The sequence below is a fragment of the Neisseria sp. CP9 genome, from assembly GCF_047758525.1.
Taxonomy (GTDB): Bacteria; Pseudomonadota; Gammaproteobacteria; order Burkholderiales; family Neisseriaceae; genus Neisseria.
In genome coordinates this window covers 2,911,920-2,938,555 of the sequence record NZ_CP180502.1, presented here as the reverse complement: position 1 = coordinate 2,938,555, position 26,636 = coordinate 2,911,920, and the positions used below count along the sequence as shown (strand labels likewise).

20 protein-coding genes and 1 pseudogene are annotated in these 26,636 nt (G+C 47.6%); 13 read left to right on the top strand and 8 right to left on the bottom strand.

Features of this window, described 5'->3' with window-relative positions:
- Positions 1-136: 136 nt before the first annotated feature.
- The gene (gene uvrB / locus ACMYUL_RS14255) at positions 137-2,164 is read right to left on the bottom strand and encodes an excinuclease ABC subunit UvrB (protein WP_415771312.1); all 2,028 of its coding nucleotides are present in this window, start codon (positions 2,162-2,164) and stop codon (positions 137-139) included.
- A gap of 175 nt (positions 2,165-2,339) precedes the next feature.
- Between uvrB and dnaB the strand changes: the two genes are divergently transcribed.
- The 6 genes from dnaB (at position 2,340) to ACMYUL_RS14225 (ending at position 7,395) form a co-directional block, all read left to right on the top strand.
- The gene (gene dnaB, locus ACMYUL_RS14250) at positions 2,340-3,746 is read left to right on the top strand and encodes a replicative DNA helicase (RefSeq protein WP_415771311.1); all 1,407 of its coding nucleotides are present in this window, start codon (positions 2,340-2,342) and stop codon (positions 3,744-3,746) included.
- A gap of 157 nt (positions 3,747-3,903) precedes the next feature.
- On the top strand, positions 3,904-4,599 hold the full coding sequence (locus ACMYUL_RS14245) for a Tfp pilus assembly protein FimT/FimU (protein ID WP_415771309.1): 696 nt from the start codon (positions 3,904-3,906) through the stop codon (positions 4,597-4,599).
- An 11-nt stretch (positions 4,600-4,610) separates the two neighbouring features.
- Positions 4,611-5,309 (top strand): type IV pilus modification protein PilV, encoded by a 699-nt coding sequence (gene pilV, locus ACMYUL_RS14240; protein ID WP_415771307.1) that lies wholly within the window; start codon positions 4,611-4,613, stop codon positions 5,307-5,309.
- Positions 5,309-6,295 (top strand): PilW family protein, encoded by a 987-nt coding sequence (locus ACMYUL_RS14235; protein WP_415771305.1) that lies wholly within the window; start codon positions 5,309-5,311, stop codon positions 6,293-6,295. The genes pilV and ACMYUL_RS14235 overlap by 1 nt, the downstream gene beginning before the upstream one ends.
- Positions 6,274-6,891, top strand: a complete 618-nt coding sequence (locus tag ACMYUL_RS14230) for a PilX N-terminal domain-containing pilus assembly protein (RefSeq protein WP_009311799.1) — start codon at positions 6,274-6,276, stop codon at positions 6,889-6,891. The genes ACMYUL_RS14235 and ACMYUL_RS14230 overlap by 22 nt, the downstream gene beginning before the upstream one ends.
- Before the next feature lie 12 nt (positions 6,892-6,903).
- Positions 6,904-7,395, top strand: coding sequence for a PilX family type IV pilin (locus ACMYUL_RS14225; protein WP_415771303.1), 492 nt, complete (start codon positions 6,904-6,906; stop codon positions 7,393-7,395).
- A 491-nt stretch (positions 7,396-7,886) separates the two neighbouring features.
- Here ACMYUL_RS14225 and ACMYUL_RS14220 read toward each other — a convergent pair whose 3' ends face one another.
- The 5 genes from ACMYUL_RS14220 to eno all read right to left on the bottom strand — a co-directional run bounded on the left by ACMYUL_RS14220 (position 7,887) and on the right by eno (position 14,950).
- Complete coding sequence (locus ACMYUL_RS14220) at positions 7,887-9,494, bottom strand: calcium-binding protein (protein ID WP_415771301.1); 1,608 nt, start codon at positions 9,492-9,494, stop codon at positions 7,887-7,889.
- 336 nt (positions 9,495-9,830) lie between these two features.
- Positions 9,831-11,546 (bottom strand): calcium-binding protein, encoded by a 1,716-nt coding sequence (locus tag ACMYUL_RS14215; protein WP_415771299.1) that lies wholly within the window; start codon positions 11,544-11,546, stop codon positions 9,831-9,833.
- 474 nt (positions 11,547-12,020) lie between these two features.
- Positions 12,021-12,980, bottom strand: coding sequence for a tRNA 2-thiocytidine(32) synthetase TtcA (gene ttcA, locus ACMYUL_RS14210; protein WP_070512213.1), 960 nt, complete (start codon positions 12,978-12,980; stop codon positions 12,021-12,023).
- A 388-nt stretch (positions 12,981-13,368) separates the two neighbouring features.
- A complete protein-coding gene (ftsB, locus tag ACMYUL_RS14205) occupies positions 13,369-13,647 on the bottom strand; it encodes a cell division protein FtsB (protein ID WP_003743241.1) in 279 nt (92 codons plus the stop codon).
- A 16-nt stretch (positions 13,648-13,663) separates the two neighbouring features.
- Positions 13,664-14,950: a phosphopyruvate hydratase gene (eno, locus tag ACMYUL_RS14200; protein WP_415771297.1), complete on the bottom strand. Its 1,287-nt coding sequence runs from the start codon at positions 14,948-14,950 to the stop codon at positions 13,664-13,666.
- Between the two features lie 361 nt (positions 14,951-15,311).
- Between eno and ACMYUL_RS14195 the strand changes: the two genes are divergently transcribed.
- Complete coding sequence (locus ACMYUL_RS14195; protein WP_415771295.1) at positions 15,312-16,304, top strand: WG repeat-containing protein; 993 nt, start codon at positions 15,312-15,314, stop codon at positions 16,302-16,304.
- A gap of 65 nt (positions 16,305-16,369) precedes the next feature.
- On the opposite strand, the gene guaB is transcribed toward ACMYUL_RS14195, so the two are convergent.
- Positions 16,370-17,833: an IMP dehydrogenase gene (guaB, locus tag ACMYUL_RS14190; protein WP_415771293.1), complete on the bottom strand. Its 1,464-nt coding sequence runs from the start codon at positions 17,831-17,833 to the stop codon at positions 16,370-16,372.
- Positions 17,834-18,029: 196 nt separating this feature from the next.
- On the opposite strand from guaB, the gene ACMYUL_RS14185 reads away from it, so the two are divergent.
- A complete protein-coding gene (locus tag ACMYUL_RS14185; RefSeq protein WP_415771291.1) occupies positions 18,030-18,467 on the top strand; it encodes a DUF4124 domain-containing protein in 438 nt (145 codons plus the stop codon).
- Between the two features lie 126 nt (positions 18,468-18,593).
- Here ACMYUL_RS14185 and ACMYUL_RS14180 read toward each other — a convergent pair whose 3' ends face one another.
- Positions 18,594-19,454 carry a tetratricopeptide repeat protein gene (locus ACMYUL_RS14180; protein ID WP_415771289.1) on the bottom strand — a complete coding sequence of 287 codons (861 nt, stop codon included), beginning with the start codon at positions 19,452-19,454 and terminating at the stop codon, positions 18,594-18,596.
- A 187-nt stretch (positions 19,455-19,641) separates the two neighbouring features.
- Between ACMYUL_RS14180 and hpnD the strand changes: the two genes are divergently transcribed.
- From hpnD to aceE, 5 genes and pseudogenes are all read left to right on the top strand, one after another.
- On the top strand, positions 19,642-20,490 hold the full coding sequence (gene hpnD / locus ACMYUL_RS14175; RefSeq protein WP_415771287.1) for a presqualene diphosphate synthase HpnD: 849 nt from the start codon (positions 19,642-19,644) through the stop codon (positions 20,488-20,490).
- Entirely contained in the window at positions 20,487-21,803 is a 1,317-nt protein-coding gene (hpnE, locus tag ACMYUL_RS14170; protein WP_415771285.1) for a hydroxysqualene dehydroxylase HpnE, read from the top strand. Before hpnD ends, hpnE begins: the two co-directional genes overlap by 4 nt.
- Positions 21,796-21,903: pseudogene (locus tag ACMYUL_RS14165) on the top strand (IS5/IS1182 family transposase); the annotation flags it as partial. The gene hpnE and the pseudogene ACMYUL_RS14165, both read left to right, overlap by 8 nt.
- A gap of 166 nt (positions 21,904-22,069) precedes the next feature.
- Complete coding sequence (locus tag ACMYUL_RS14160; protein WP_415771283.1) at positions 22,070-23,428, top strand: aspartate aminotransferase family protein; 1,359 nt, start codon at positions 22,070-22,072, stop codon at positions 23,426-23,428.
- A 432-nt stretch (positions 23,429-23,860) separates the two neighbouring features.
- Positions 23,861-26,524 (top strand): pyruvate dehydrogenase (acetyl-transferring), homodimeric type, encoded by a 2,664-nt coding sequence (gene aceE, locus ACMYUL_RS14155; protein WP_415771281.1) that lies wholly within the window; start codon positions 23,861-23,863, stop codon positions 26,522-26,524.
- The last annotated feature ends 112 nt before the right edge of the window (positions 26,525-26,636 follow it).

The following is a 26,636-nucleotide window of genomic DNA, read 5'->3' as shown; positions in this document are numbered from 1 at the left end:
CAAAAGAATCGATACATGGGTAGGATGGCTTCAAATCATCTATCCCTAATATGTTTTGAAATGGTGAGCTGAAGCCTGCCCTAAAACTATATCTATTATTATGAATGTTAGCTATAAAAAATAAAAATTTGAATTATTACTCTACCCCAAAAAGCAGATTCTCTTTAATCCCCCGAATCCTATCCCGCAACACAGCCGCTTCTTCAAACTGCAAATCCCTAGCTGCCTGTTGCATGGCTTTTTCCAATTTGGCGATTTCTTTAATCGCATCTTCTTCGTTGTGGATTTCGCCGACTTTAACCTTGTTTTTGCCTTTCAGACGACCTTTGCCGCTGTCTTCTTCGTGGTACACGCCGTCGATGATGTCTTTGACTTGTTTTTTAATCTGCTGCGGTACGATGCCGTGTTCTTCGTTGAATTTAATCTGTTTTTCGCGGCGGCGTTCGGTTTCGTCGATGGCGGCTTTCATGGAGTCGGTGATTTTGTCGGCGTATAGAATGGCGACGCCGTTCACGTTGCGCGCGGCGCGGCCTATGGTTTGAATCAGGCTGCGGTGGGAGCGCAGGAAGCCTTCTTTGTCTGCGTCGAGGATGGCGACGAGGGAGACTTCGGGGATGTCGAGGCCTTCGCGCAAGAGGTTGATGCCGACCAGCACGTCAAACAGTCCGAGCCGCAAATCTCTAATGATTTCAACGCGCTCGACGGTGTCGATGTCGCTGTGCAGGTAGCGCACTTTGATGCCGAGTTCGCTGTAATAGTCGGTGAGTTGCTCCGCCATACGTTTGGTGAGGGTGGTAACGAGTACGCGTTCGCCTTTTTGGATGCGGTCGTTGATTTCACTCATTAGGTCATCGACTTGTGTAGCGACGGGGCGGATGATGATTTTGGGATCGACCAGCCCTGTGGGGCGGACGACTTGTTCGACCACTTGTCCGGCGTGTTCTTCTTCGTATTTGGCGGGGGTGGCGGAAACGAAGACGGTTTGCGGCATGACTTTTTCAAATTCGTGGAATTTGAGCGGGCGGTTGTCGCGGGCGGAAGGTAGGCGGAAGCCGTAGTCGACGAGGTTTTGCTTGCGCGATGCGTCGCCTTTATACATGCCGCCGATTTGGGTAACGGTAACGTGGCTTTCGTCGATGAACATGATGGCGTTGTCGGGCAGGTAGTCCATCAGTGTGGGCGGCGGTTCGCCTTCTTTTTTACCGGAGAAATGGCGGGAGTAGTTTTCGATGCCTTTGCAGAAGCCCATTTCGTAGAGCATTTCGAGGTCGAAGCGGGTGCGCTGCTCGATGCGTTGTTGTTCGACGGGGCGTTGTTCGCGGGCGAAAAATTCGATGCGTTCGCGCAGTTCTTCTTTGATGGACTCGCAGGCGCGCAATACGGTGTCGCGCGGGGTAACGTAGTGGCTGGACGGGAAAACGGTGTAGCGGCCGACGCGCTGGTGCAGGCTGCCTGAAAGTGGGTCGAACATATCGAGGCGGTCGATTTCGTCGTCAAACAGGCTGATGCGCAGGGCGTTTTCGGAGCTTTCGGCGGGGTAAACGTCGATCACGTCGCCGCGCACGCGGAAGCTGCCGCGTTTGAAGTCCAAATCGCCGCGTTCGTACTGCATGGAAACGAGCGTGGCGATGATGTCGCGCTGCTCGATGGTGTCGCCTTCTTTGACGGACAACACCATTTGTTGATACTCGGTCGGGTCGCCGATACCGTAAATGGCGGACACGGTGGCGACGATAATCACGTCGTCGCGCGTCATTAGGTTTTTGGTGGCGGAAAGGCGCATTTGCTCGATGTGTTCATTGATCGCGCTGTCTTTTTCGATGAACAAATCGCGGCTGGGCACATAGGCTTCGGGCTGGTAATAGTCGTAGTAGGAGACGAAATATTCCACCGCGTTTTCGGGGAAAAACTCGCGCATTTCGGCGTAGAGCTGGGCGGCAAGGGTTTTGTTGTGCGCCATGATGATGGCGGGGCGGCCGCTTTGCGCGATGACGTTCGCCATGGTGTAGGTTTTGCCCGAACCGGTTACGCCGAGCAGGGTTTGATAGGCAAGGCCGTCTGAAAGCCCTTCGAGCAAGCCGGCAATGGCGGTGGGCTGGTCGCCAGCGGGCGGGAAGGGTTGGTGGAGTTTGAAGGGGGAATCGGGGTATTGGATGACTTCCATATTGCCGCCTGTTTTCGGTTCGGGAAAAGGGAAATTATAGCAAAAAGGTCGTCTGAAAATTTCCAGACGACCTATCTATTTCTTGATGGCAGTTAAGTTGGCACAAAGCTAATGCCAACCCAATTTCCACTGCGCTATAATAGCAGATTCCCATTTCAGCCTAAGAGCAACTGCCATGAACGATTATCCCGATACGTCGTCTGAAGACCGCGAAGTCAGCGCGTTGTCGCTGCCGCCGCATTCTATGGAGGCGGAGCAATCCGTTTTGGGTGGGCTTTTGCTCGAGAATTCGGCTTGGGACAGAATCGCCGATGTGGTTACCGGCGAAGACTTCTACCGACATGAACACCGCCTGATTTTCCGCGTCATTGCAAACTTGATTAACGAGAGTCGTCCTGCCGACGTAATTACCGTTCAGGAAAGTTTGGAGCGCAATGAAGAACTAGAGGCGGCGGGTGGATTCAATTACCTGATTACCTTAGCGCAAAACACGCCGTCCGCTGCAAATATCCGCCGCTATGCCGAAATCGTGCGCGAGCGTTCCATTATGCGCCAGCTTGCCGAAGTCGGTACCGAAATCGCCCGTAGCGCCTACAATCCGCAAGGCAGGGATGCGGGACAGCTTTTGGATGAAGCGGAAAACAAGGTGTTCCAAATTGCGGAAAGTACGGCTAAATCCAAACAGGGCTTTCTCGAAATGCCTGCGCTTTTGAAGGAAGTGGTCGAGCGCATCGACATGCTTTATTCCCGCGACAATCCCGATGAAGTGACCGGCGTGTCAACGGGGTTTATCGATTTGGATAAAAAAACCTCAGGTCTCCAGCCGGGCGATTTGATTATCGTGGCAGGTCGTCCGTCTATGGGTAAAACTGCCTTTTCGATCAATATCGCCGAACATGTTGCCGTAGAAGGCAAGCTGCCTGTCGCTGTGTTTTCGATGGAGATGGGGGGCGCGCAATTGGTGATGCGTATGCTGGGTTCGGTGGGCAGGCTTGATCAGAGCGTTTTGAAAACAGGCAGATTGGAAGATGAACATTGGGGTCGTCTGAATGAGGCTGTGGTCAAGCTTTCCGATGCGCCTATGTATATCGACGAAACACCGGGTTTGACCGCACTCGAACTGCGCGCCCGCGCCCGTCGCCTTGCGCGCCAGTTCAACGGAAAATTGGGCTTAATCGTGATTGACTACCTGCAATTGATGGCAGGCTCAGGACGTTCGGACAACCGCGCCTCAGAACTCGGCGAAATTTCGCGCTCCCTCAAAGCCTTAGCGAAGGAGTTGCAAGTTCCCGTCATTGCCTTGTCGCAGTTGAGCCGTACCGTAGAGCAGCGTACCGACAAGCGCCCAATGATGTCCGACTTGCGGGAATCCGGTGCCATCGAGCAGGATGCCGACCTGATTATGTTTATGTACCGAGACGAATACTATAATCAAGAATCGCCCATGAAAGGTCTCGCAGAATGTATTATCGGTAAACATCGTAACGGTCCTGTCGGGAAAGTATTCCTCACTTGGATGGGGCAATTTACCAAATTCGATAATGCAGCCTACATACCCGAATCCGCATTGATGGAAGATTGAGACAAATCAGCCTAAAAAACAAGCAAATTTCATATTTTATTAGGCAATTCATCCCAATATCGTTTAGAATGAGCCAAACCGCATAATTATCGGCGATAAAAACATTCTAAGCCGGATGATAAAACACATTACTTAACTCTAGACGTTTTTACTACTCATGTACGCACAACAAAAAGGTTTTACCTTAATCGAATTGTTGGTCGTGATCGCTATTACCGCCATCATGGCTACTATCGCCCTTCCCAATATGAGCGAATGGATTGCCTCCCGCCGCGCTGCCAGTCAGGCAGAGCAGGTGGCGAACCTCTTGCGTTTCGCACGAGCCGAAGCAGTCCGCCTCAATCTCCCTGTCTATGTCTGTCCCGTACAAATCAGAAAAAACGGGATTCCAGACAATAAATGTGATACCAAATACAATCAAAGTGGCATTTTGGCCTACGCTGATAAGAGTGGTGATGTTAACTACAATGATGATAGGGCGGATATTTTCCTGCGCACTATTGTCTTGAACGCCAAGGATGCGAATAAAGTGACCTACCAATTTGATCATGTCAAATTCGGTGGCAAAGACTCTGATTCACAGCCTGTTTTTTGGGCATTTCAACCGAACGGTACTTTTGGTTATTCCGTCAATAAACCCAGTAAAAAATCTGATTTTACCTACTCAGACGGCTATATCAAAATCAGCATGACCGATTCCGCCGCAACCACAGAAAGTACCAAAAAGTCTCGTGCCAGCATTGTGTTGGTCGACAGTAGCGGACGAGTAGAAATCTGCGCCAAGTCAGATTCACGCGATCTCTGTAAATATGCAGAATCTAAAGCAAAATCCAATAAACAACCCCAAAAATAAAATATAGCTCTATGAAACCCATGACATTACGTACAAAAGGTCGTCTGAAAACGAGCGAGTCGAGTTTCGCCAAAACGAGATCGGTAAGTTCCTCCAAACCATATCAATCAGGTATGACTTTAATTGAAGTCTTGGTCGCCATGTTTGTCCTTGCAATCGGCGTGCTCGCTTTGCTTGCCATCCAACTGCGTACCGTTTCCAGCGTGCGCGAAGCGGAAGGACAGACTATCGTATCGCAACTTACCCAAAATTTGGTGGAAGGGATGTTGATTAATCCTAGACTTGAAAAATGCGATACTCATCAAACGGGAGCTACCAAGAGTGGGCGCGATAGAGGGTGGTGTAAGAATTATAGGGATTACTACACCACATACGGTGATTCCTCTACTGAGCCGTTGAAAAAAGGACCGCTGAAAGAGAGTATGAAAAAAGAAGAGTTGGCTAAAGCACAGCTTGGCCAATTTCATGACGAACTGAAAGCAGCCCTTCCTGACTCTGCGTTCTACTATTCAGTATGCCAAGATAGTTTGAATAAGGAGTCCACTTATGACGGGGCTTTTCATGAAAATTGCGATAACAAAGCAGGTGCCGATACCGTTATCAAAGTATTATGGCTTAGAGATATAGAGGAGGGTAAAGCCGCAAGTGACGCCAAAACTTATGGAGATTCGCTCATTTATACTTATCAAGTACGCGTAAGGGAAAAATAATGAATAATAAAAACCGCTCACACATTCCGGTTAAAACAGGTGTGCAAGGCTTCAGTCTGATTGAATTCCTTGTGGCAAGCGCATTGAGCATGATAGTCCTGTTGGCAGTCAGCTCCAGCTATTTCACTGCACGCAGTTTGAATACTGTTGCCACAGCGCGCTTAAATGTTCAGCAGGATTTGCGTAACGCATCTAACCAGATCGTACGTGATGCCCGTATGGCTGGAAACTTCGGTTGTTTCAATATGTCGGCATATGATGCCCAAGCCGTGATCGTTGATTCTGGCTCCAAAGACTTCCTCAAGCTTAAAGGTAGTGGAAAAATGCTTCCTGCCGTCAGAGAAGTCAGAGAAACAGACTCCTTAGGGGCAGCTGATTTTAAGCAGATCGGCAAGGCGCTGATTTTCCAATACGGCATAGATACCGCATCACCAAATGCGGCAACAGTAGTGGCCAGCAGCTGCACAAACATTACCAAACCAGGAAAGCCAATTACTGATATTAAAGCAGATTTGAAGACAGATGGTTCACAAGCGGGCAATATTTCCATAATGAAACATGAGGTGAATGCCTATGCTGTCGGTACTGCCGGAGGGCAAAAAGGTCTTTATCGTTTCCAATTGACAGAAAACGGTGAGTGGAGCAATCCGCAGTTGCTGATTAAGGGAATAGAAAGTATGAGTATTCATTACTTATATACCCAAAATTGCCCTGAAACATTTGAGGAAAGTGAAGCGGCATCTGCGTCTGCACCTACTCCAACTCCTGCCGGAAATGCTCAGAAGCAGGAGGAGGATAAGACAAAAGATGAAACATTTAAATATACTACGACACTGTCTGGTGATGAAACTCCAGCCTCTATCGAACTCCTGTTGAACAGCGGCAGTATTAATGCTGGCGGAAGCAATGATGAAAACAAAGTTCAACTCTATCAAATCAATGCAACTGTACGCGGAGGAAACAAATGCGCAGACCGATTACTCTAAACTATCTTCCCGCTAAAGCTTCTGCACAAAAAGGCTTTGCATTATTCATCGTCCTGATGATCATGATCGTCATTGCCCTGCTCGTCGTTACGGCAACCCAGTCCTACAATACTGAGCAGCGAATCAGTACCAATGATGCCGACCATAAATTTGCTACTACACTTGCTGAGGCGGCATTACGCGAAGGTGAGGACTATATCTATTCTATTGAAGAAGGCACGCAGATTTTTAATGATCAATGTTCCAAGGGGCTTTGCAGAGCTAAACAGCTTAGTGTTAAAGAATACACTACCCCAACTGGTATTATTGATGTTAAAGGCGAGGCAGATCTGAGCAAAGTTGAAGAAGCTTGGAAAAGAAAGCATGCAGAATGTCTTGATTCACATTCTAAGAAAGAAACAGAATGTATCAATGTTAATGGTAGAGAATACCCGATTGATAAAAATAGTGGGGCCAAAAAGCCTCCCCGCTATATCATCGAATACCTAAGCACCAATTCTACTGACAACCGTACCATTTATCGTGTCACTGCTAAAGCATGGGGAAAAAACGAAAATACGGTAGTTATGCTGCAATCTTATGTAGCCAACGAATAAATAGATAAAATCATGAATACGTCTATCACTAAATTTCAAGGGTTTACGCTGGTCGAGATGCTGATTGTTATTGCTATTATCGGCATCCTCAGCACCATCGCTTACCCTTCCTATATCCATTACATTGAACGCGGCTATCAATCTCAGGCGCATGCTGAATTGGTTATCATCAATAATTCCTTGAAAACCAAATTGGTCAAAAATCCCGCCCTCAAAATGAAAGATGAAATTGAGGGAGATGCGGGTTTTTTTAAGACCTATCAGGCTACATCAGAAGTTGCTGCTAAGTATGATTTCAGTGGCGCAATGAAAGATAAGGACTCTAAACACAGCAGAGCCTATTATCTTTTTGCTACCCCGAAAAGTGGGACGAATTACAAACTTTCCGTTTGGATGGACAGTTTGGGCAATGCCTACAAATGTACCGATGCTGAATCAGCCAAAGCCAAGTTAACCACTAAAAACGGTAATACAGGTTGCGAACCTGTTTCAAATAAAAAGTAGAGAAAATAGTTGATACTTTCCTGAGACTTTGTTTGATTATTCAAGAAATCATTACTCAGAAGGTCGCCTGAAATGATGTTTGAGGCTTTAGAATGGATTAAACCGCACCTTAGTAGATTCGCTAAGGTGCAGTTTTTATAGGCGCAATGTACTTTACTCTGAAACTTAGGTTTTCAGACGACCTTTTAAATTGATTGGTAAATATAGTTTCAAGCAACTGCTTAAATCAATTTTCTTCTATGTCAATTTAGGATTTGAAACTTGAGTTTAAGGGAGAGCTTCTGATTCGACGAAAGATCTTGTAGATGTCAACAACACGGATCTTAGAAACCAAAACGTCGTCTGAAACCTGTAATTGAGTTTTCAGACGACGTTTTATATTGAATCAGCTTAGAAAGAACGGACAATTTGTTTTACGTTTGTTTTAAATCTCTGCTTTGGAATTTAAAAAGCAGATTCGTTTCAAACTGTCAGTTCTTTTTAGCGAATCTTTAGCCGATGATATTGGATGCGTTCAACCATACTGCTTGGTCGCTATCGAATTTGGCAAATACAGTATTACTGCTTGCACCTGCCGCACGATAAGCAAGAGTTTGCTGTGCTGAATCAAAAACGAGATAAGAGCGATCGGCATCGTAATAAGAAGGGTTGCTGACGAACATCTCTGACCAGCTCAAATTTGCACTGCTGCCGCTCAGCAGCGAACGCATAGCAGATAGGTCGAGTTTGTCCATATTAGAGTTAAAGTCGGTAATGCGGTCTATACTACCTTCACGGATGTCCCATGCGGTAAAGGCAATGGTATCCCTGCCTGTGCCCGTAATAATAGTGTCGCTGCCCAAACCACCTGCGAGATAGTCATCTCCGTCTCCACCATTGAGGTAGTCATATCCATTGCCGCCTGACAGTGTGTCATCGCCGCTCATGCCGTATAGAGTGTCGTTGCCGTCTTCGCCGCTCAAGCGATTATGTCCGCTGTTGCCGGTCAGGGTATTGTTGCCATAATTGCCAATACCGAAGATGTTGTTGCTGCCTGTCAAAGTCAGGTTTTCAACGTTGGTTGGGGCGGTGTAGGAAACGCTGCTGTAAATGGTATCGGTTCCTTCAAACCATCCTTCAGTAACGGTGTCGTTCACATTGTCTACATAGTAAATGTCATCCCCATATCCACCGCTCATGCTGTCTGCACCGCTGCCACCATCTAAAGTGTCGTTGCCGTATCCGCCATCGAGCAGGTCGTTTCCTTCGCCTCCTTGTAGAACGTCATTTCCGCTACCTCCGTAAAGATAGTCGCGATCATCGCCGCCCATCAGCAGATCGTTACCGTCCATGCCGTAGAGCGTGTCATTTCCGCGCCCACCGCTTAAGCGGTTGTTACCACTGTTGCCTGTCAGGGTGTTATTTGAGTTGTTGCCGAAACCGTAGTGGTTACCGTAGCCTGTCAGCGTCAGGTTTTCGACGTTGGTTGGGGCAGTGTAGGAAACGCTGCTGTAAATGGTATCGGTCCCTTCAAACCATCCTTCAGTAACGGTATCGTTCACATTGTCTACATAGTAAATGTCATCACCGTATCCACCGCTCATGCTGTCTGCACCGCTGCCACCGTCTAAAGTGTCGTTGCCGTATCCGCCATCGAGCAGGTCGTTTCCTTCGCCGCCTTGTAGAACGTCATTTCCGCTACCTCCGTAAAGATAGTCGCGATCATCGCCGCCCATCAGCAGATCGTTACCGTCCATGCCGTGTAGCGTGTCATTACCACGACCACCGCTTAAGCGGTTGTTGCCACTGTTGCCTATCAGGGTGTTATTTGAGTTGTTACCGAAACCGTAGTGGTTACCGTAGCCTGTCAGTGTCAGGTTTTCGACGTGTGTCGGTAAGGTAAAGTCCGTATCAGCATAAACCGTATCGTTGCCTTCATATCCATATTCAACGATAGTGTCACCTGCGTTTTTACTGTGATAAATATCGTTGCCTAAGCCGCCGTAGAATACGGTATGTCCGAGACTGCCATATAAAACGTCATCGCGGGTCTTGCCTTTAATGACGACGGATTCATTGTTTGCTACGTTATAGTATAAAGGGTGCAATGTATTGGCCATAATGGCTCTCCTTGTGAACAAGTTGCTGGGGAAAATAGATATAAATATCTATTTGACATTTATAGGTTTTTTCTTGTATGTTTGATGCTGATTGTATCGAGAAATAAAATGATGCAAAAGATATAATAATTTATATTATTGTTTTTTATATTAATTTAAAATATGAAATAATATTTAATAGTATTTTAATGTCGAGAGGGTGAAAAAACGAAAAGGTCGTCTGAAAACTGATTTTCAGACGACCTTTTGTTGCTATCTGTAACGAATCGTGCTTTAGGTGTCGTTTCTCAGCAAAAGCAGATTCGTTCCAAATGGTCTGTTCTTTTTAGCAAATCTTTAGCCGATGATATTGGATGGGCCCAACCAGACAAAATCGAATTTGGCAAATATGGTGCTGCTGCTTGAACCTGCCTCACGATAAGCAAGAGTATGCTGCTCTGTATCGAAGATGAGATAAGGACGGTCTTTTTGGAGGATGACCTCAGGGTCTTTTTCAACGAACATCTTTGACCAGCTCAAATTGGCGTTGCTGCCAGTCAGCAGTGAACGCATACCAGATAGGTCGAGTTTGTCCGTCGTAGGGTTAAAGTCGAGCAAACGGTCTATACTGCCTTCACGAATATCTGATGCAGTAAAGGCAACGGTGTCTTTGCCTTCACCTGTGATGATGGTGTCGCTACCCGAGCTGCCAGCGATATAGTCATCACCGTCTCCACCGTTGAGATGGTCATTTCCATTGCCGCCTAACAGGGTGTCGTTGCCGCCTATACCGTACAGGGTATCATTGCCGTCTTCACCGCTCAAGCGATTATTTCCGTTGTTGCCCGTCAAGATGTTGTCATTATGGTTGCCAATGCCGAAGATGTTGTTGCTGCCTCTTAAAGTCAGGTTTTCAACATTTGCTGCGGCAGTGTAGGAAACGCTACTGTAAATGGTATCGTTACCTTCTCCCGATCGCTCGGTAACTGTGTCATTTACATTGTCCACATAATAGATATCATTTCCATCCCCACCGGTCATCTTGTCTACGCCGTAGCCACCGTCTAAAGTATCATTTCCATGTCCGCCATCAAGTACGTCGTTGTTTTCACCACCTTCTAGGATGTCATCTCCGTTACCCCCGTAAAGACGGTCGTCACCTGCGCCACTCTGCAGAAGGTCGTCACCGTCCATGCCGTAGAGCGTGTCATATCCATCTAGATTATCGAGCAAGTAGTTGTTGCCGCTGTTGCCTGTCAGGATGTTGCTTTCTTCGTTGCCATAACCGTTGATGTTATCGTTTCCTATCAGCGTCAAGTTTTCGACGTTGCTATTAATAAAGTAGGAAACGCTGCTGTAAACAGTATCGGTACCTTCATCAAAATATTCGTCAACTTCATCGAGCCAATTATCAACATAGTAAATATCATCCCCCTGGTCACCACGCATGAAGTCTACTCCACTACCACCGTTTAAAGTGTCGTTGCCATCTCCACCCACAAGGCCGTCGCGACCATGTCCGCCCTCGAGCCAGTCGTCGCCATCTCCACCATAGAGCCGGTCATCGCCATCTCCACCATAGAGCCGGTCATCGCCATCTCCACCATAGAGCCGGTCATCGCCATCTCCAGCATAGAGTGAGTCCTTGCCATCTCCACCATAGAGCGAGTCGTCGCCGTCACCGCCTAGCAACAGGTCGTTACCAGCCATACCTTCTAGCTTGTCATTGCCGCGACCGCCGCTCAAGCGGTTGTTGCCACTGTTGCCTATTAGAATATTGTTGGAGTTGTTGCCAAATCCAAAGGTGTTGCCGTTGCCTGTCAGTGTCAGGTTTTCGACGTGGGTCGGTAAGGTAAAGGTTGTATCGGCGTAAACCGTATCATTGCCTTCATGTGCATATTCAACGATAGTGTCGCCCGCGTTCTTACTGTAATAAATATCGTCGCCCAAGCCGCCATAGAACGTGGTATGTCCGAGACTGCCATGTAAAACGTCATTACGGGGCGTTCCTTTGAGGACGACGGGTTTATTATTTGCTGCGTTGCTGGGTAAAGAGTGCAATGTATTGGCCATGATGGCTCTCCTTGAGAACAAGTTGCTGGGAAAAAATAATACCTATCTATCTGACATTAATAGATTTTTTTCTTGTGTGTCATGATGTTGATTGTATCGGGGAATAAAATGACGGGAAAGGTATAATAATTGATATTATTGTTTTGTTTGCTAATTTAAAATAAAAAATGATATTTGATAGTATTCTGATGTTGATGAGTGAAAAACGAAAAGGTCGTCTGAAAATCGGTTTTCAGACGACCTTTTGTTGTGATCTGTAACGAATTGTGCTTTATGTAGTTTCACAGCAAAAGCAATTGCAAAAATATACTGGGATTGTTTCTGTATGTCTTGTCAGGAAAAGAAAGAATAATGCTAGATTTCTAGAAAACGGTTAGGTTGATGCAAACGAGCGAATACGTCGAATTTTAGATATAAAAATTCAGACGACCTTGGGAGGTGGCACCAAAAGGTCGTCTGAAAATCTGAATTCCGTTATAAACCGCAAGTTTTCGGCTTGTTCGCCAGAATATTTATGACTTTGCGTTCGGGTTTGGACGGGGTAATTTTGATTTCGCTTTCGTCTTCTTCGCTGCCGTCGGAGTAGCGTTCAGGCATTTTTTCGCTGTCAAACGCCAAGTCGCCACCGTGTTTCAAGGTTTGACCGCGTTCCAAACCGACGAAGTCGAAAAGCTCGGGGTCGACAAGATGTGAGGGAACGACGTTTTGCAGGGCGGAGAACATGGATTCAATGCGGCCGGGGAAGCGTTTGTCCCAATCGCGCAGCATATCGCCGATGACTTGGCGTTGCAGGTTGGGCTGCGAGCCGCAGAGGTTGCAAGGGATAATCGGGAATTGTTTCAGTTCGGCATATTTGATCAAATCTTTTTCTTTCACATACGCCAGCGGGCGGATGACGATGTGTTCGCCATTGTCGCTTACCAGTTTGGGCGGCATGGCTTTGAGTTTGCCGCCGTAAAACATATTCAGGAACATAGTGGCGAGGATGTCGTCGCGGTGGTGTCCCAAGGCGATTTTGGTACAGCCCAATTCTTTGGCGGTGCGGTAGAGGATGCCTCGGCGCAGGCGGCTGCACAGCGAACAAGTCGTTTTGCCTTCGTCCAATACGCGTTTGACGGTCGAGTAGGTATCTTCTTCGACGATTTTATACGGTACACCTATGCTTTCAAGATAGGTCGGTAATACTTCTTCGGGGAAGCCCGGCTGTTTTTGGTCGAGATTGACGGCAACCAGCTCAAAATCAATCGGCGCACTGGCTTGGAGTTGGCGCAGGATGTCTAAGAGGGCGTAGCTGTCTTTGCCGCCGGAGAGACAGACCATGATTTTGTCGCCCGGCTCTATCATGTTGAAATCGTTAATCGCATCGCCGACGGCATGGCGCAGGCGTTTGTTGAGTTTGTTGTTCTCTAATTCTTGTTTGGTTTTTTTGGACATGGCGGTTTGTGCTTTGAAATAAGGAGAAATTTAAGGGCGGTATTGTACCGCAAAAAGCGTTTGGAAACCGCATATTAGAAAAAGAATGGGTTTCGTATTTGGATTTTAAACACAATATTTTCTCAATAGAAGGATGTGTGTCTAGGAGGGATTTCTCTATTGTGTTGAGAATGGGATATCTGTATCAGAATCGGGTATGAATTGATAACAGATAGATGATTGCATATGTTTTGGAAATGATGGGAGCGATATTGTTTTGAAATTAGAGAAGCCGGTTTCTGTAATATACAGAAATCGGCTTGTACGAAACGTCTGAACAGTTGTTCATAGATACCTAAAACTTAGAAATAACTTCTTTTCAGACGACCTTTTATTCCCATCAGGGCAATTAACGGCTGCGTTCGATAAAACGGTAATAGGTTTCGCCGTCTTGGACGTAACCCAATTCCACACGGGCAATTTCAGAAATTGCTTCTTGACCGTTCGCCAAATCATCGACTTCCGCAGCAAGGAACTGGTTGCGCAAAGTGAGCGTCTGGTTTTTCTCCTCTTGCACGGAAAGTTGTTCCTGCAATTCTTCCGTGTGCCCGATACTGCCTTTTCCAAACCAAAGGCTGTATTGGCAGTAAGCAAGCGCGATGGATAAAACAACAGTTACCCACTTCATACGTCAATACCTTTTCTTATTTGCCCAGTTGATAGAATGCGGCTTTGCCGGGGTAGTAGGCAGCTTCTGCCAATTCTTCCTCGATGCGCAGCAGTTGGTTGTATTTCGCCATGCGGTCGGAGCGGCTCAATGAACCGGTTTTGATCTGCATACAGTTGGTAGCGACTGCCAAGTCGGCAATGGTGCTGTCTTCAGTTTCGCCCGAACGGTGGCTCATTACGCTGGCATAACGACTGCGTTTTGCCAAGTCAACCGCTTGCAAGGTTTCGCTTAAAGTACCGATTTGGTTGACTTTGACCAGCAATGCGTTTGCCACGCCTTTTTCGATGCCTTCGGCAAGGATTTTCGGATTGGTTACGAACAAGTCGTCGCCGACCAGTTGTACTTTGCTGCCGAGTTTTTCGGTGAGAAGTTTCCAGCCGTCCCAGTCGTTTTCATCCATACCGTCTTCGATGGAGATAATCGGGAATTCGTTAACCAAGCCTTCAAGGTATTCGGCAAATTCAGTGCTGGTGTAAGAACGGCCTTCGGCTTCCAAGTGGTATTTGCCGTCTTTGTAGAATTCGCTGGATGCGCAGTCCAAAGCAAACAAGACATCATCACCTGCTTTGTAACCAGCGGCTTCGGTTGCTTCTATCATCAGTTGCAGGGCTTCTTTGTGGCTGTTCAGGTTAGGTGCGAAACCACCTTCATCGCCGACAGTAGTCGGGAAGCCTTTACCGTCGCACAGTTTTTTCAGCGCGTGGAAAATTTCGGCACCGCAGCGCAGGGCTTCGCGGAAGGATTTTGCGCCGACAGGCATAATCATAAATTCTTGAATGTTCAAGCTGTTATTGGCGTGCTCGCCGCCGTTGATAACGTTCATCATCGGCACCGGCAGAGCCATAGGACCGGCACCGCCCAAATAACGGTAAAGCGGCAGGCCTGAATCTTCGGCAGCCGCGCGGGCAACAGCCATAGAAACTGCCAAAGTAGCATTCGCACCCAAATTGCCTTTGTTTTCAGTGCCGTCCAGCTCGATCATGATTTTGTCGATGTAGGACTGTTCGTTGGCATCGATACCGATCAGGGCTTGGGCAATTTGGTTGTTGACGTGTTCAACTGCTTTCAATACGCCTTTGCCCGAGTAGCGGGATTTGTCGCCGTCGCGAAGTTCCAAAGCCTCTTTTTGACCGGTAGACGCACCGCTCGGTACAGCGGCACGGCCCATTACGCCGGACTCCAGCAATACATCGCATTCTACGGTGGGGTTGCCGCGTGAATCCAAAATCTCGCGGGCAAAAATATCAACGATTGCGCTCATGAATATTCTCCAAATGAGGATGAAAAAAGAAAAGTAGCTTTGTTACATTTCAGACGACCTGTGAGTATCGCTGAAAGCACATCAACGGCGATTATACCGATGGTGGCGCCAAAACTGCTATGAAACCGACTGTAAGTTTGTTTCACGTCAACATCAGTTTGCACAAAAAGCCAGATACGCCTAAACAGCCCCGCATTTTAACAGTTTTTGAGATTTTAGGGCAGGGAGGCTTGCTGCAAATGCTTTGTTTTAGTTGGAAAGGTCGTCTGAAAATATCTTAAGTAAGCTAACTGTTTTTGAATATGGACAGGTCATATGGTTTTTTATAAAATTCAGACATCATTTTCAACAAGGTTAATGTATGAAGAAAATATTATTAGGCGCTTTCATTGCATCAGTGTATATACCTATTGCACTGGCTGATACCTGCGAAGCACCAAAATTGACCGGTAGAGAAGGTTACAGCACGGTTTCTTGCCTTAATGAAGAAGGCTTGTCTATGGTTACTAAGCCGAGTAACAAGAATACTTCTGATTTATATGGTTTTGTCAATCGACAAGGGAAAGTTGTTGTTCCTTTCAAATATGCTGTTGCCCGTGATTTTTCTGAAGGATTGGCAGCAGTATGTAAAATAGTAGGAAAATCAGATCAGCTTTTATGCGGCTACATCAACGCTAGTGGTAAAGAAGTGATTCCTTTGAAATTTGAGGATTTGCCTGATGATTTTGTACAAGGTATTGCTCCTGCCAAACAAAAAGGCAAATGGGGTTTTATTGATACAAAGGGCAAAGTTGTCATCCCATTTCAATATGATAAAGCTGATTCATTTAGCGAAGGATTGGCTGCGGTTGTCACTGCTGATACAGATAAATATGGCTATATCAATACAAAAGGTGAGATGGTTATTCCACCAAAATATGAAAAGGCTTTTTATTTTAATGAGGGTGTAGCTGCTGTTCAGATTCTTGATAAATGGGGTTATATCGATAAAAGAAATCAGTGGGTAATTCCTGCGCGATATAAAAGTGCTTATAATTTTGAGGATGGTATGGCAAGGGTTTCACAAAATGATAAATACGGTTATATCGATAAAAAGGGAAAGGTAGTTATCCCTTTTAAATATACGTATCTAGGTTCATTGAGTGAAGGTTTGATTGGTGCAGAATTAAACGGCAAATTCGGCTATTTAGATAGAACCGGCAAAGTAATCATACCGTTCAAATTTGGTACTTTCAATAATTTCCAAAATGGTGTGGCTCTTGTTAATATGAAAAATATATTTAAAGACGAAGATTATAGTGAGGATGAATTCTTTTATATTGATAAGCAAGGCAAACCGGTTGAAGTGGAATAACAATTTTTGAATGTGATGCAATTAAGGTCGTCTGAAACTTTCAGACGACCTTTTTTCACTTTACCTTAGCGGTGATAGTTCGGTGCTTCTTTCGTAATCTGTACGTCGTGAACGTGCGATTCGTTCATGCCTGCGGAAGTGATTTCGACAAATTCCGCTTTTTCGTGCATTTCTGCGATATTGGCGCAGCCCAAATAGCCCATGCTGGAACGCAGGCCGCCGGTCAGTTGGTGAATAATGTTCACAATCGGGCCTTTGTAGGGAACGCGGCCTTCAATGCCTTCGGGGACGTATTTATCGGTGCTGTCGGTTTTATCTTGGAAGTAACGGTCGGCGGAGCCTTGGCTCATTGCACCCAAAGAACCCATGCCGCGGTAGGATTTGTACGAGCGGCCTTGGTAGAGTTCGATTTCGCCCGGTGCTTCTTCCGTACCGGCAAACATACCGCCCAGCATTACGCTGTATGCACCCGCTGCCAGAGCTTTGGCGATGTCGCCGGAGAAGCGGATGCCGCCGTCGGCAATCAGCGGAACGCCTGTACCTTTGAGGGCTTCGGCAACGTTGTGGATGGCGGTCAGTTGCGGCACGCCTACGCCTGCAACGATACGGGTGGTACAAATCGAACCCGGACCGATACCGACTTTGACGGCATCTGCGCCTGCTGCAACCAAATCCAAAGCAGCTTTGGCGGTTGCGATATTGCCGCCGATGACTTGGATGTGCGGATAGGTTTCTTTCACCCATTTGACGCGTTCGATAACGCCTTGACTATGGCCGTGTGCAGTATCGACGACGATGACGTCGACACCAGCACCGACCAATGCTTTTACGCGCTCTTCGGTGTCGCCGCCAGTGCCTACAGCCGCGCCTACGCGCAAACGGCCTTCGGAGTCTTTGTTGGCATTTGGAAACTCGGTGGTTTTCAAAATATCTTTTACGGTAATCAAGCCTTTCAGCTCGTCTTTTTCATTCAAGACCAAAACGCGCTCGACTTTGTGTTCGTGCATCAGTTCGCGCGCTTCGTCGATACTTGTGCCTTCGGGGACGGTAACCAAGCGTTCGCGCGGGGTCATGATGGCGGAAACGGGCAGGTCGAGGCGGTTTTCAAAACGCAGGTCGCGGTTGGTAACGATACCGACTACTTTGCCGTTTTCTACGACTGGCAGACCGGACATTTTGCGTTTGCGTTGCGCGCGCATTTCCAATACTTCGCGGATAAGCGTCGTCGGCGCAACCGTAATAGGGTCTTTCACTACGCCGCTCTCATGGCGTTTCACTTTGGAAACGGCACGCGCCTGCATTTCGGGCGTCATGTTTTTATGGATAATGCCGATACCGCCTTCTTGCGCCATAGAAATGGCGAGGCGTGCTTCGGTAACGGTGTCCATTGCTGCGGAAAGTAAGGGGAGGTTGAGCGTGATTTCGCGGGTGAGCTTGGTTTGAAGTTTAACGTCTCGTGGCAGCACGGTTGAATGTGCAGGAACCAACAAAACATCGTCGAAAGTATAGGCTTTTTCTACGATACGCATGATGCTCAGTCTTTCAGTTTGTGCAAGATGCACGGCATTATAACACCCGCTAAGATTTGTTGACAGCGGATTGTTTGCAATTTGAGATTATTTTTTTACGACACCATTACGACGCATATTTTTGAATTAATATGACATATTTTTGAAAATCAAGTAGAATAGGGTCGTCTGAAAACACGTTTACGATGAAAACAATATGAAAAAATCATCTTTATCCTTATTTTTGGTGGGCGTTTTGTATGCTGCCGGAGCAGTGGCCGGAAATAACGTTTATACATGGAAAAGCGGCAGTGGCAGTACCAGCTACTCCGATACCCCTAACCGCTTGCAGCCGGAACGTTCGAATATTGTGAATATTCGAACTCGCAATGTGACCCCTGCGGTTGCCAAGCCGGAACATGCTCAAGAAGGGACGCTGTCAGAGCAGCAAGCCAAGCTGAACGAGAAAATTTTGGCGCAGAATAAGCAGGTTGAGGAGCAGAATAAGAAAGTTGAAGAAGCAAACCGCCAAAATAAAGAAGACAATTGCCGGATTGCCCGCGTAAATCGTCAGTTTGCGGAAAGTGCGCGTACAGCCAATCGCGATGATTTGATTAAGCAATATCAGGGTGATATTAACAAATATTGTAATTGATTGTATCAAAAGAAAAATAAGGCATATGGTTGTAACCATATGCCTTATTTTTTAGCTTTCTCTAGTATGGCTGCTCAATGGACAAGGTTAATCCATCGATAAGGGTGTATTGGCAAAATTTGGGGTTCAGTTGTGATTTTGCTGCGTCATGTATTCCAAGGCGTGTTGTGCAAGCGTATTGCCTTGGGCTGCGGCTTTTTCAAACCAAGATTTTGCTTGGGTAACATTTTGGGTTACCCCTTGTCCGTTTTCGTATAAAACGCCTAAGTTGTTTTGAGCATTCGCGTTACCTTGTTCTGCTGCTTTGTTATACCAATATTTTGCTTTGGGATAATTTTGGGTAACGCCTTGTCCCTCGGCAAACATGATGCCTAAATTATATTGTGCTTTGGCATTGCCTTTCTTGGCAGCTTTTTCAAACCATGACTTGGCAAGCTTATAGTCTTGAGCTACACCTTCACCTGAGTAATACATCAAACCCAAGTAAAATTGTGCGCTGTCTTCTCCCTGGTCTGCAGCTTTGTGAAACCAAGTTTTTGCCTGTATATAATCTTGTGGGACGCCTATACCGGCATAGTGCAGAATACCTAAATTAAACGCTGCTTCTGCATTGCCCTGTTCGGCTGCTTTTTCCCACCAAAATTTGGCTTGACGATAGTCTTGTGCCGTTCCTTCACCTTCGTAATAAACGATTCCAAGATTGAATTGCGCTTCGGAGTTGTCGCTGTGTGCTGCTTTTTCAAACCAGTATTTTGCCTGCTCGTAATCCTGTGTCGTACCGATGCCTTTGGCGTACATAGTGCCTAAGTCAAGTTGAGAACGGGTATCTCCCCGTTTCGCCATTTCTTGCATCAATCGGAAGGCTTGGTTTTCATTATTTTGAGAGACATTGTGGCGCGGGGTGTAATGTGGTTTTGCTGCATAAGCCTGCATTCCTGAAATGGAAAGCAGGATGGTTAGGATAAGTGTTTTAGACGTAATGTTCATGACTATAAAATATAATTGGTATTAGGAGAGTCGATTGTCTATATTAACTTGTCTTAAAAATGAAGTAAATCAAATATGGACGATTTGAACAATATAGGGATGAAAGGTCGTCTGAAATTGCCACAATTCCCCAAATCCCGATAAAATCGTCCTTCATAACCATATTTTTAGATTTTTAGGACACGCCGTGCAAGGACTTGATTATTGCCGTCAGAAGGCAGAAGAAAGCCGCTCCAGTTTTTTATCGGGCTTCCGTTTCCTGCCGCAGGAAAAGCGGGATGCGATAACGGTTTTGTATGCTTTTTGCCGCGAATTGGACGATGTAGTCGATGACTGTTCCGATCCGAATGTGGCGCAGGCGACGCTGAACTGGTGGCGTGGCGATTTGGACAAGGTATTCGGCGGCGTGATGCCGGAGCATCCGGTCAATCAGGCTTTGCAGCAGGTCAAGGAAACATTCAAGCTGCCGAAATATGAACTGGAAGCCTTAATCGACGGGATGCAGATGGATTTGGTTCAGGCGCGTTACGGCAGTTTTGAAGAGTTGAAACTGTATTGCCACCGCGTCGCAGGCGTAGTCGGCTGCCTGATTGCGCGGATTTTGGGTTTTTCAGACGACCGAACGCTGAAATACGCCGATAAGATGGGACTGGCGTTGCAGCTGACGAACATTATCCGTGATGTCGGCGAGGATGCGAGAAACGGTCGTATTTACCTGCCGATGGAGGAAATGCAGCGGTTTGACGTGCCTGCAAGCGTGATTATGCAGTGTAAGCCGACGGATAATTTTGCTGAACTGATGCGCTTTCAAGTTTCACGCGCCCGCGAAACTTATCGCAAGGCGATGTCGCTGTTGCCCGCCGCCGATAAAAAATCCCAAAAAGTCGGATTGGTGATGGCGGCGATTTATTATGCGCTGCTGAACGAAATCGACCGCGACGGCGCGCAAAACGTCCTGACTTATAAAATTGCCATTCCTTCGCCGCGCAAAAAGCGTATTGCCCTGAAAACCTGGTTATTCGGATTTAAGCCATGAATACTTCGCATCTTCGCCCGAAAATTGCCGTTGTCGGTGCAGGTTGGGCAGGTTTGTCTGCCGCAGTGTCACTGGCGCGCCGTGCCGATGTTACCGTGTTTGAAGCCAGTCGGCAGGCTGGGGGTAGGGCGCGTACTTTAGCTGGAAACGCTGACGGATTCAGCTTTCTGGATAATGGACAGCATATTTTGCTCGGCGCTTATCACGGCGTATTGGCGCTAATGGAACATATCGGCGTCGACCCTGAAGCCGCGTTCTGCCGTTTGCCCCTTCAATGGCATATGTATGAAGGTTTGCAGTTTCAAAGTGCGAACCTTCCTTCGCCGCTGCATATTTTGACCGGCATCTTGCGTGCTAAAAACATTTCGTTATCGCTGAAAATCAGGTTGTTATCCGATATGTCCGCGTTGCAGCGTTACGCACGAGGCAAGCGCACTGATTTGGCTGTTGCTCAATGGCTGCGGCAGCGCAATGTCCCGCGCAGGCTGGTTGCAGAGTTTTGGCAGCCGTTGGTGTGGGGCGCGCTCAATACGCCCTTGGAACACGCAAGTTTACGGGTATTGTGCAATGTTTTGTCCGACGGCGTATGGGCGGATAAATCCGGCAGTGACTATCTTTTACCCAAGCGCGATTTAGGCGCAATCATCGCCGAGCCTGCGTTGGCAAAACTCAAGCAACTTGGCGCGGATATCCGTCTTGAAACCCGAGTAGGTCGTCTGAAAAACCTTCCTGACGGACGCGTTGTTGTGAATGATGAGGCTTTTGATGCCGTTATTGTTGCGACTGCGCCATATCATGCCGTCCATCTTTTTCCTGAAGATACTCCGGACTATATTCAGACGACCTATCAAAATCTCCAATACCACTCAATCACCACCGTCTATCTTCGCTATGCCGTTCCCGTCCATCTGCCCGCGCCGCTGACCGGATTTGCCGATGGTACGGCTCAATGGCTGGTGTATCGCGGCGCACTCGGTTTGCCGACAAACGAAGTCGCTGCCGTCATCAGCGTTTCCGATCATGTTGGCGCGTTCAAAAGCCAAGAATGGGCGGAGAAAGTCCATGCCGACGTAAAACGGATCTGCCCTTATTTGGACGAACCCGAAGCCGTCCGCGTTATTACCGAAAAACGCGCGATCACAGCCTGTACGCCAGATACCGCATCTCCCGATTTTGCTTGGCTGCACCAGCGGAATATCTATCCCGCAGGCGACTACCTGCATCCGCGCTATCCGGCTACGTTGGAAGCTGCGGTGCAGTCGGGTTTGACGGCGGCGGAAAGATGTTTGGAAAAAAGAAATTTGAAAGTATAGTGGCTTAAATTTAAATCAGGACAAGGCGACGAAGCCGCAGACAGTACAGATAGTACGGCAAGGCGAGGCAACGCCGTACTGGTTTAAAGTTAATCCACTATAAAAAGATAGAGCTGCTAAGTTTGTACCTTGATTGTTCAAGTAAGCCTTAGTGTGAATATTATGCCAAAAGGTCGTCTGAAAACGTTTGACGGGTTAGATCTGCGTTTTCAGACGACCTTTGTTGATAGTGGCTGCATTGTCTAAATATTTGAATCCGGCTGCGGATGACACAATGTCTTAATCGGCGCATAATCGACGAATTGATTCAATATCTACAACGGCGTTGTATTTGCTTCGAAGACAATCTGGATAGGAAATGTCTCATGCCATGTCAGGCGAAACCATACGAAGCAACGCCATTCATTCACTATACATCAGACTTAAACTGCAAAGGAAATCGGATGCAAAACTACCTGACCCCTAATTTTTCATTTGCCCCCATGATTCCCGAACGCGCCCTTGGCAGCCGCGTCTGGGATACCGAAGGCCGTGAATACATCGACTTGTCGGGCGGTATCGCGGTCAACGCGTTGGGACACTGCCATCCCGATTTGATTGCCGCGCTGGCGGAGCAGTCGCAAAAATTGTGGCATATTTCCAATATCTACACCACCAAACCCGCGCAGGAATTGGCGCAAAAGCTGGTAGAGCATACCTTCGCCGACAAAGTGTTTTTCTGCAATTCCGGTGCGGAAGCCAACGAAGCCGCACTGAAACTGGCGCGCAAATACGGGCGCGATCATTTTGGTGGACACAAAACCGAAATCATCTCCTGCCTGAACAGCTTCCACGGTCGCACGCTGTTTACCGTCTCAGTCGGCGGCCAACCCAAATACAGCAAAGACTACGCGCCGCTGCCGCAAGGCATTACCCACGTTCCGTTCAACGATGTTGCCGCATTGGAAGCCGCCATCGGCGAAAACACCTGCGCGGTGATTATCGAGCCGATTCAAGGCGAAAGCGGCATCCTGCCCGCCACGCAGGAATATCTGCAAACCGCGCGCCGTTTGTGCGACGAACACGGCGCATTGCTGATTTTGGACGAAGTGCAAACCGGTATGGGACACACGGGCAAGCTGTTCGCCTACGAGCATTACGGCATTACGCCCGATATTCTCAGTTCCGCCAAAGCCTTAAGCGGAGGCTTTCCCATCGGCGCGATTCTGACCACCGATAAAATCGCCCCGACCTTCGGGCCGGGAACACACGGTTCGACTTTCGGCGGCAATCCGATGGCGTGCGCCGTCGGCAGCCGCGCGTTCGACATCATCAACGCGCCCGAAACCTTGGCACATGTCGAAAAACAAGGACAAAAATTTCAGACGACCTTACGGGAATTGGGCGAAAAAACCGGTGTATTTAAAGAAGTCCGTGGTATGGGGCTGCTCATCGGCTGTGTGCTGGCGGACAAATACAAAGGCCGCGCTTCAGAAATTACCGCTGCGGCATTGAAACACGGCTTGATGGTATTGGTCGCCGGAGCCGATGTCGTGCGCTTTGCTCCTAGCCTTCTGCTAAACGATGAAGATATGGCGGAAGGACTAAAACGCTTGGAGGCTGCATTAACGGAATGGCTCGTCTGAATTTGATTGATTTTATTTAACTGTTAACAAATTTGATGAGGTATTTCTATTTAGTTGGTAATGGATAATGTGCTTATTTGTTGTTTTTGGAAAATAATTTAATGATAAATTTTCGGTTTTGTTTAAATTCAAGCAAAAATCAATCAAATCCATATATCAATTGTTCAGAATAAAACCGATGTTATAAATTGCAATTTGCCAGTTATTCCAATTACTGATACGATTTGCAGCGGAATAAATTCAAATAAATGACTCATTGCGCCCATTGTTTTCAATTATGTTTTTAATTGATTGATAATATTAGGGTAATTGTGGTTTTACGTTTGATTTGATTTTAGGAATTTTCGTTTTTGTACATCAATTTTCGCAAACGAAAACATTAGGGGTATAACCCTCCGTCATTGAATAACACTCAACATAAGGATAGATACTATGTCCACCCAATTACACGATGTTGACCCGATTGAAACCCAAGAGTGGTTGGATGCGTTAAGCTCAGTTCTCGAATACGAAGGCAGCGAACGCGCACAATACCTGTTGGAACATCTGGTTAAATACAGCCGCGACAAAGGCGTCCGTATGCCTCACGGCACAACCACACCGTATTTGAATACCGTTTCGGTTGAAGACGAAAAAGGCATTCCGGGCGATCAAAACATCGAACACCGCATCCGTGCATTCGTGCGCTGGAACGCCGCCGCCATCGTATTGCGCGCCGGTAAAAAAGATTTGGAGCTGGGTGGTCATATCGCATCTTTCCAATCTGCCGCAACCATGTACGAAGTGGGTTTCAACCACTTCTGGAAAGCTAAAGGCGAAGGCGAAGAAGGTGATTTGGTATTCTTCCAAGGCCACGTTTCTCCAGGTATCTATGCCCGCGCTTTCGTTGAAGGCCGTCTGACTGAAGACCAACTGAACAATTTCCGTCAGGAAGTGGGCGGACATGGTCTGCCTTCTTACCCGCACCCGCACTTGCTGCCTGATTTCTGGCAATTCCCGACCGTATCTATGGGCTTGGGTCCGATCATGGCGATTTACCAAGCCCGTTTCCTGAAATACTTGGAATCACGCGGTCTGGCAAAAACCAAAGGCCGTAAAGTATGGTGTTTCTGCGGTGACGGCGAAATGGACGAACCCGAATCACAAGGCGCCATTGCATTGGCAGCACGCGAAGGTTTGGATAACCTGATTTTCGTCATCAACTGTAACCTGCAACGTTTGGACGGTCCTGTCCGCGGTAACGGCAAAATCATCCAAGAATTGGAAGGCAACTTTGCCGGCGCAGGCTGGAATGTTGTTAAAGTCATCTGGGGTCGCCGTTGGGACCGCCTCTTGGCAAAAGACAAAGACGGTATCCTGCGCAAACGTATGGAAGAATGTTTGGACGGCGACTACCAAACTTACAAATCAAAAGACGGCGCGTACGTTCGCGAACACTTCTTCAATACCCCTGAATTGAAAGCATTGGTTGCCGATATGACCGATGAGCAAATCTGGGCATTGAACCGCGGCGGTCACGACCCTCAAAAAGTGTACAATGCTTATGATCTCGCAGCTAACCATGCAGATGGCAAACCTACCGTAATTTTGGCGAAAACCATTAAAGGTTATGGTATGGGTGCATCCGGCGAAGGTCAAAACGTTGCCCACCAAGCCAAAAAAATGGACAAAGCATCTCTGAAACAATTCCGAGACCGCTTTGACATTCCTGTTACCGACGAGCAAATCGACAGCGGCGATCTGCCTTACCTGACTTTCGCTCCCGACAGCGAAGAGTACAAATACTTGCACGCACGCCGTGAAGCTCTGGGCGGCTACCTGCCTCAACGCAAGCCTACCCAAGAAGTTCTGGAAGTGCCTGAGTTGTCAGCATTTGAGACTCAACTGAAATCCAGCGGCGACCGTGAATTCTCAACCACTATGGCTTTCGTCCGCATTCTGTCTACTTTGCTGAAAGACAAAAAAATCGGCAAACGCGTCGTACCTATCGTTCCTGACGAAAGCCGTACCTTCGGTATGGAAGGCATGTTCCGCCAATACGGTATTTGGAATCCGAAAGGCCAACAATACACCCCGCAAGACAAAGACCAACTGATGTTCTATAAAGAGTCTGTTGACGGTCAAATCCTGCAAGAAGGTATTAACGAGCCAGGCGCGATGGCTGACTGGATTGCTGCAGCGACCAGCTATGCCAACAGCGACTTCGCGATGATTCCGTTCTACATTTACTACTCTATGTTCGGTTTCCAACGTGTTGGCGACTTGGCATGGGCTGCCGGCGATATGCACGCACGCGGCTTCCTGTTGGGTGGTACTGCCGGTCGTACAACCTTGAACGGTGAAGGTCTGCAACACGAAGACGGCCACAGCCACATTCAAGCCGATTTGATCCCGAACTGCGTTTCTTACGATCCGACCTTCCAATACGAAGTAGCCGTTATCGTACAAGACGGTCTGCGCCGCATGTATGCCAATAACGAAGACGTGTTCTACTACATCACCCTGATGAACGAGAACTACACTCATCCGGATATGCCCGAAGGCGTGGAACAAGACATCCTGAAAGGTATGTACTTGCTGAAAGCCGGCGGTAAAGGCGACAAGAAAGTTCAATTGATGGGTTCCGGTACCATCCTGCAAGAAGTGATTGCCGGTGCCGAGTTGCTGAAAGCCGACTTCGGCATAGAAGCAGACATTTGGTCTTGCCCGTCCTTCAACTTGCTGCACCGTGATGCCATCGAAGTAGAACGTTTCAACCGCCTGCATCCGCTGGAAGCTGAAAAAGTGCCTTTCGTTACCTCACAACTGCAAGGTCATGACGGTCCGGTTATCGCCGCTACCGACTATATCCGCAGCTATGCCGACCGTATCCGCGCGTACATCCCGAACGACTACCATGTCTTGGGTACCGATGGTTTCGGCCGTTCCGACAGCCGTGCCAACCTGCGCCGCTTCTTCGAAGTGGACCGCTACAACGTTGCCGTGGCAGCATTGAGCGCATTGGCAGAACAAGGCAACGTCAGCAAAGAAACCGTTCAACAAGCCATCGAAAAATACGGCATCAATGCCGACGTGGCGCCAAGCTGGAAACGCTAATCCTGTTTTCAGACGACCTCAAAGTCAATTTGCTTGCGGGGTCGTCTGAATCAAGAATACGTTGACGGTTTGTATAACGGACAAACCTTGAATTACCGGGCAGCGGGCGCAA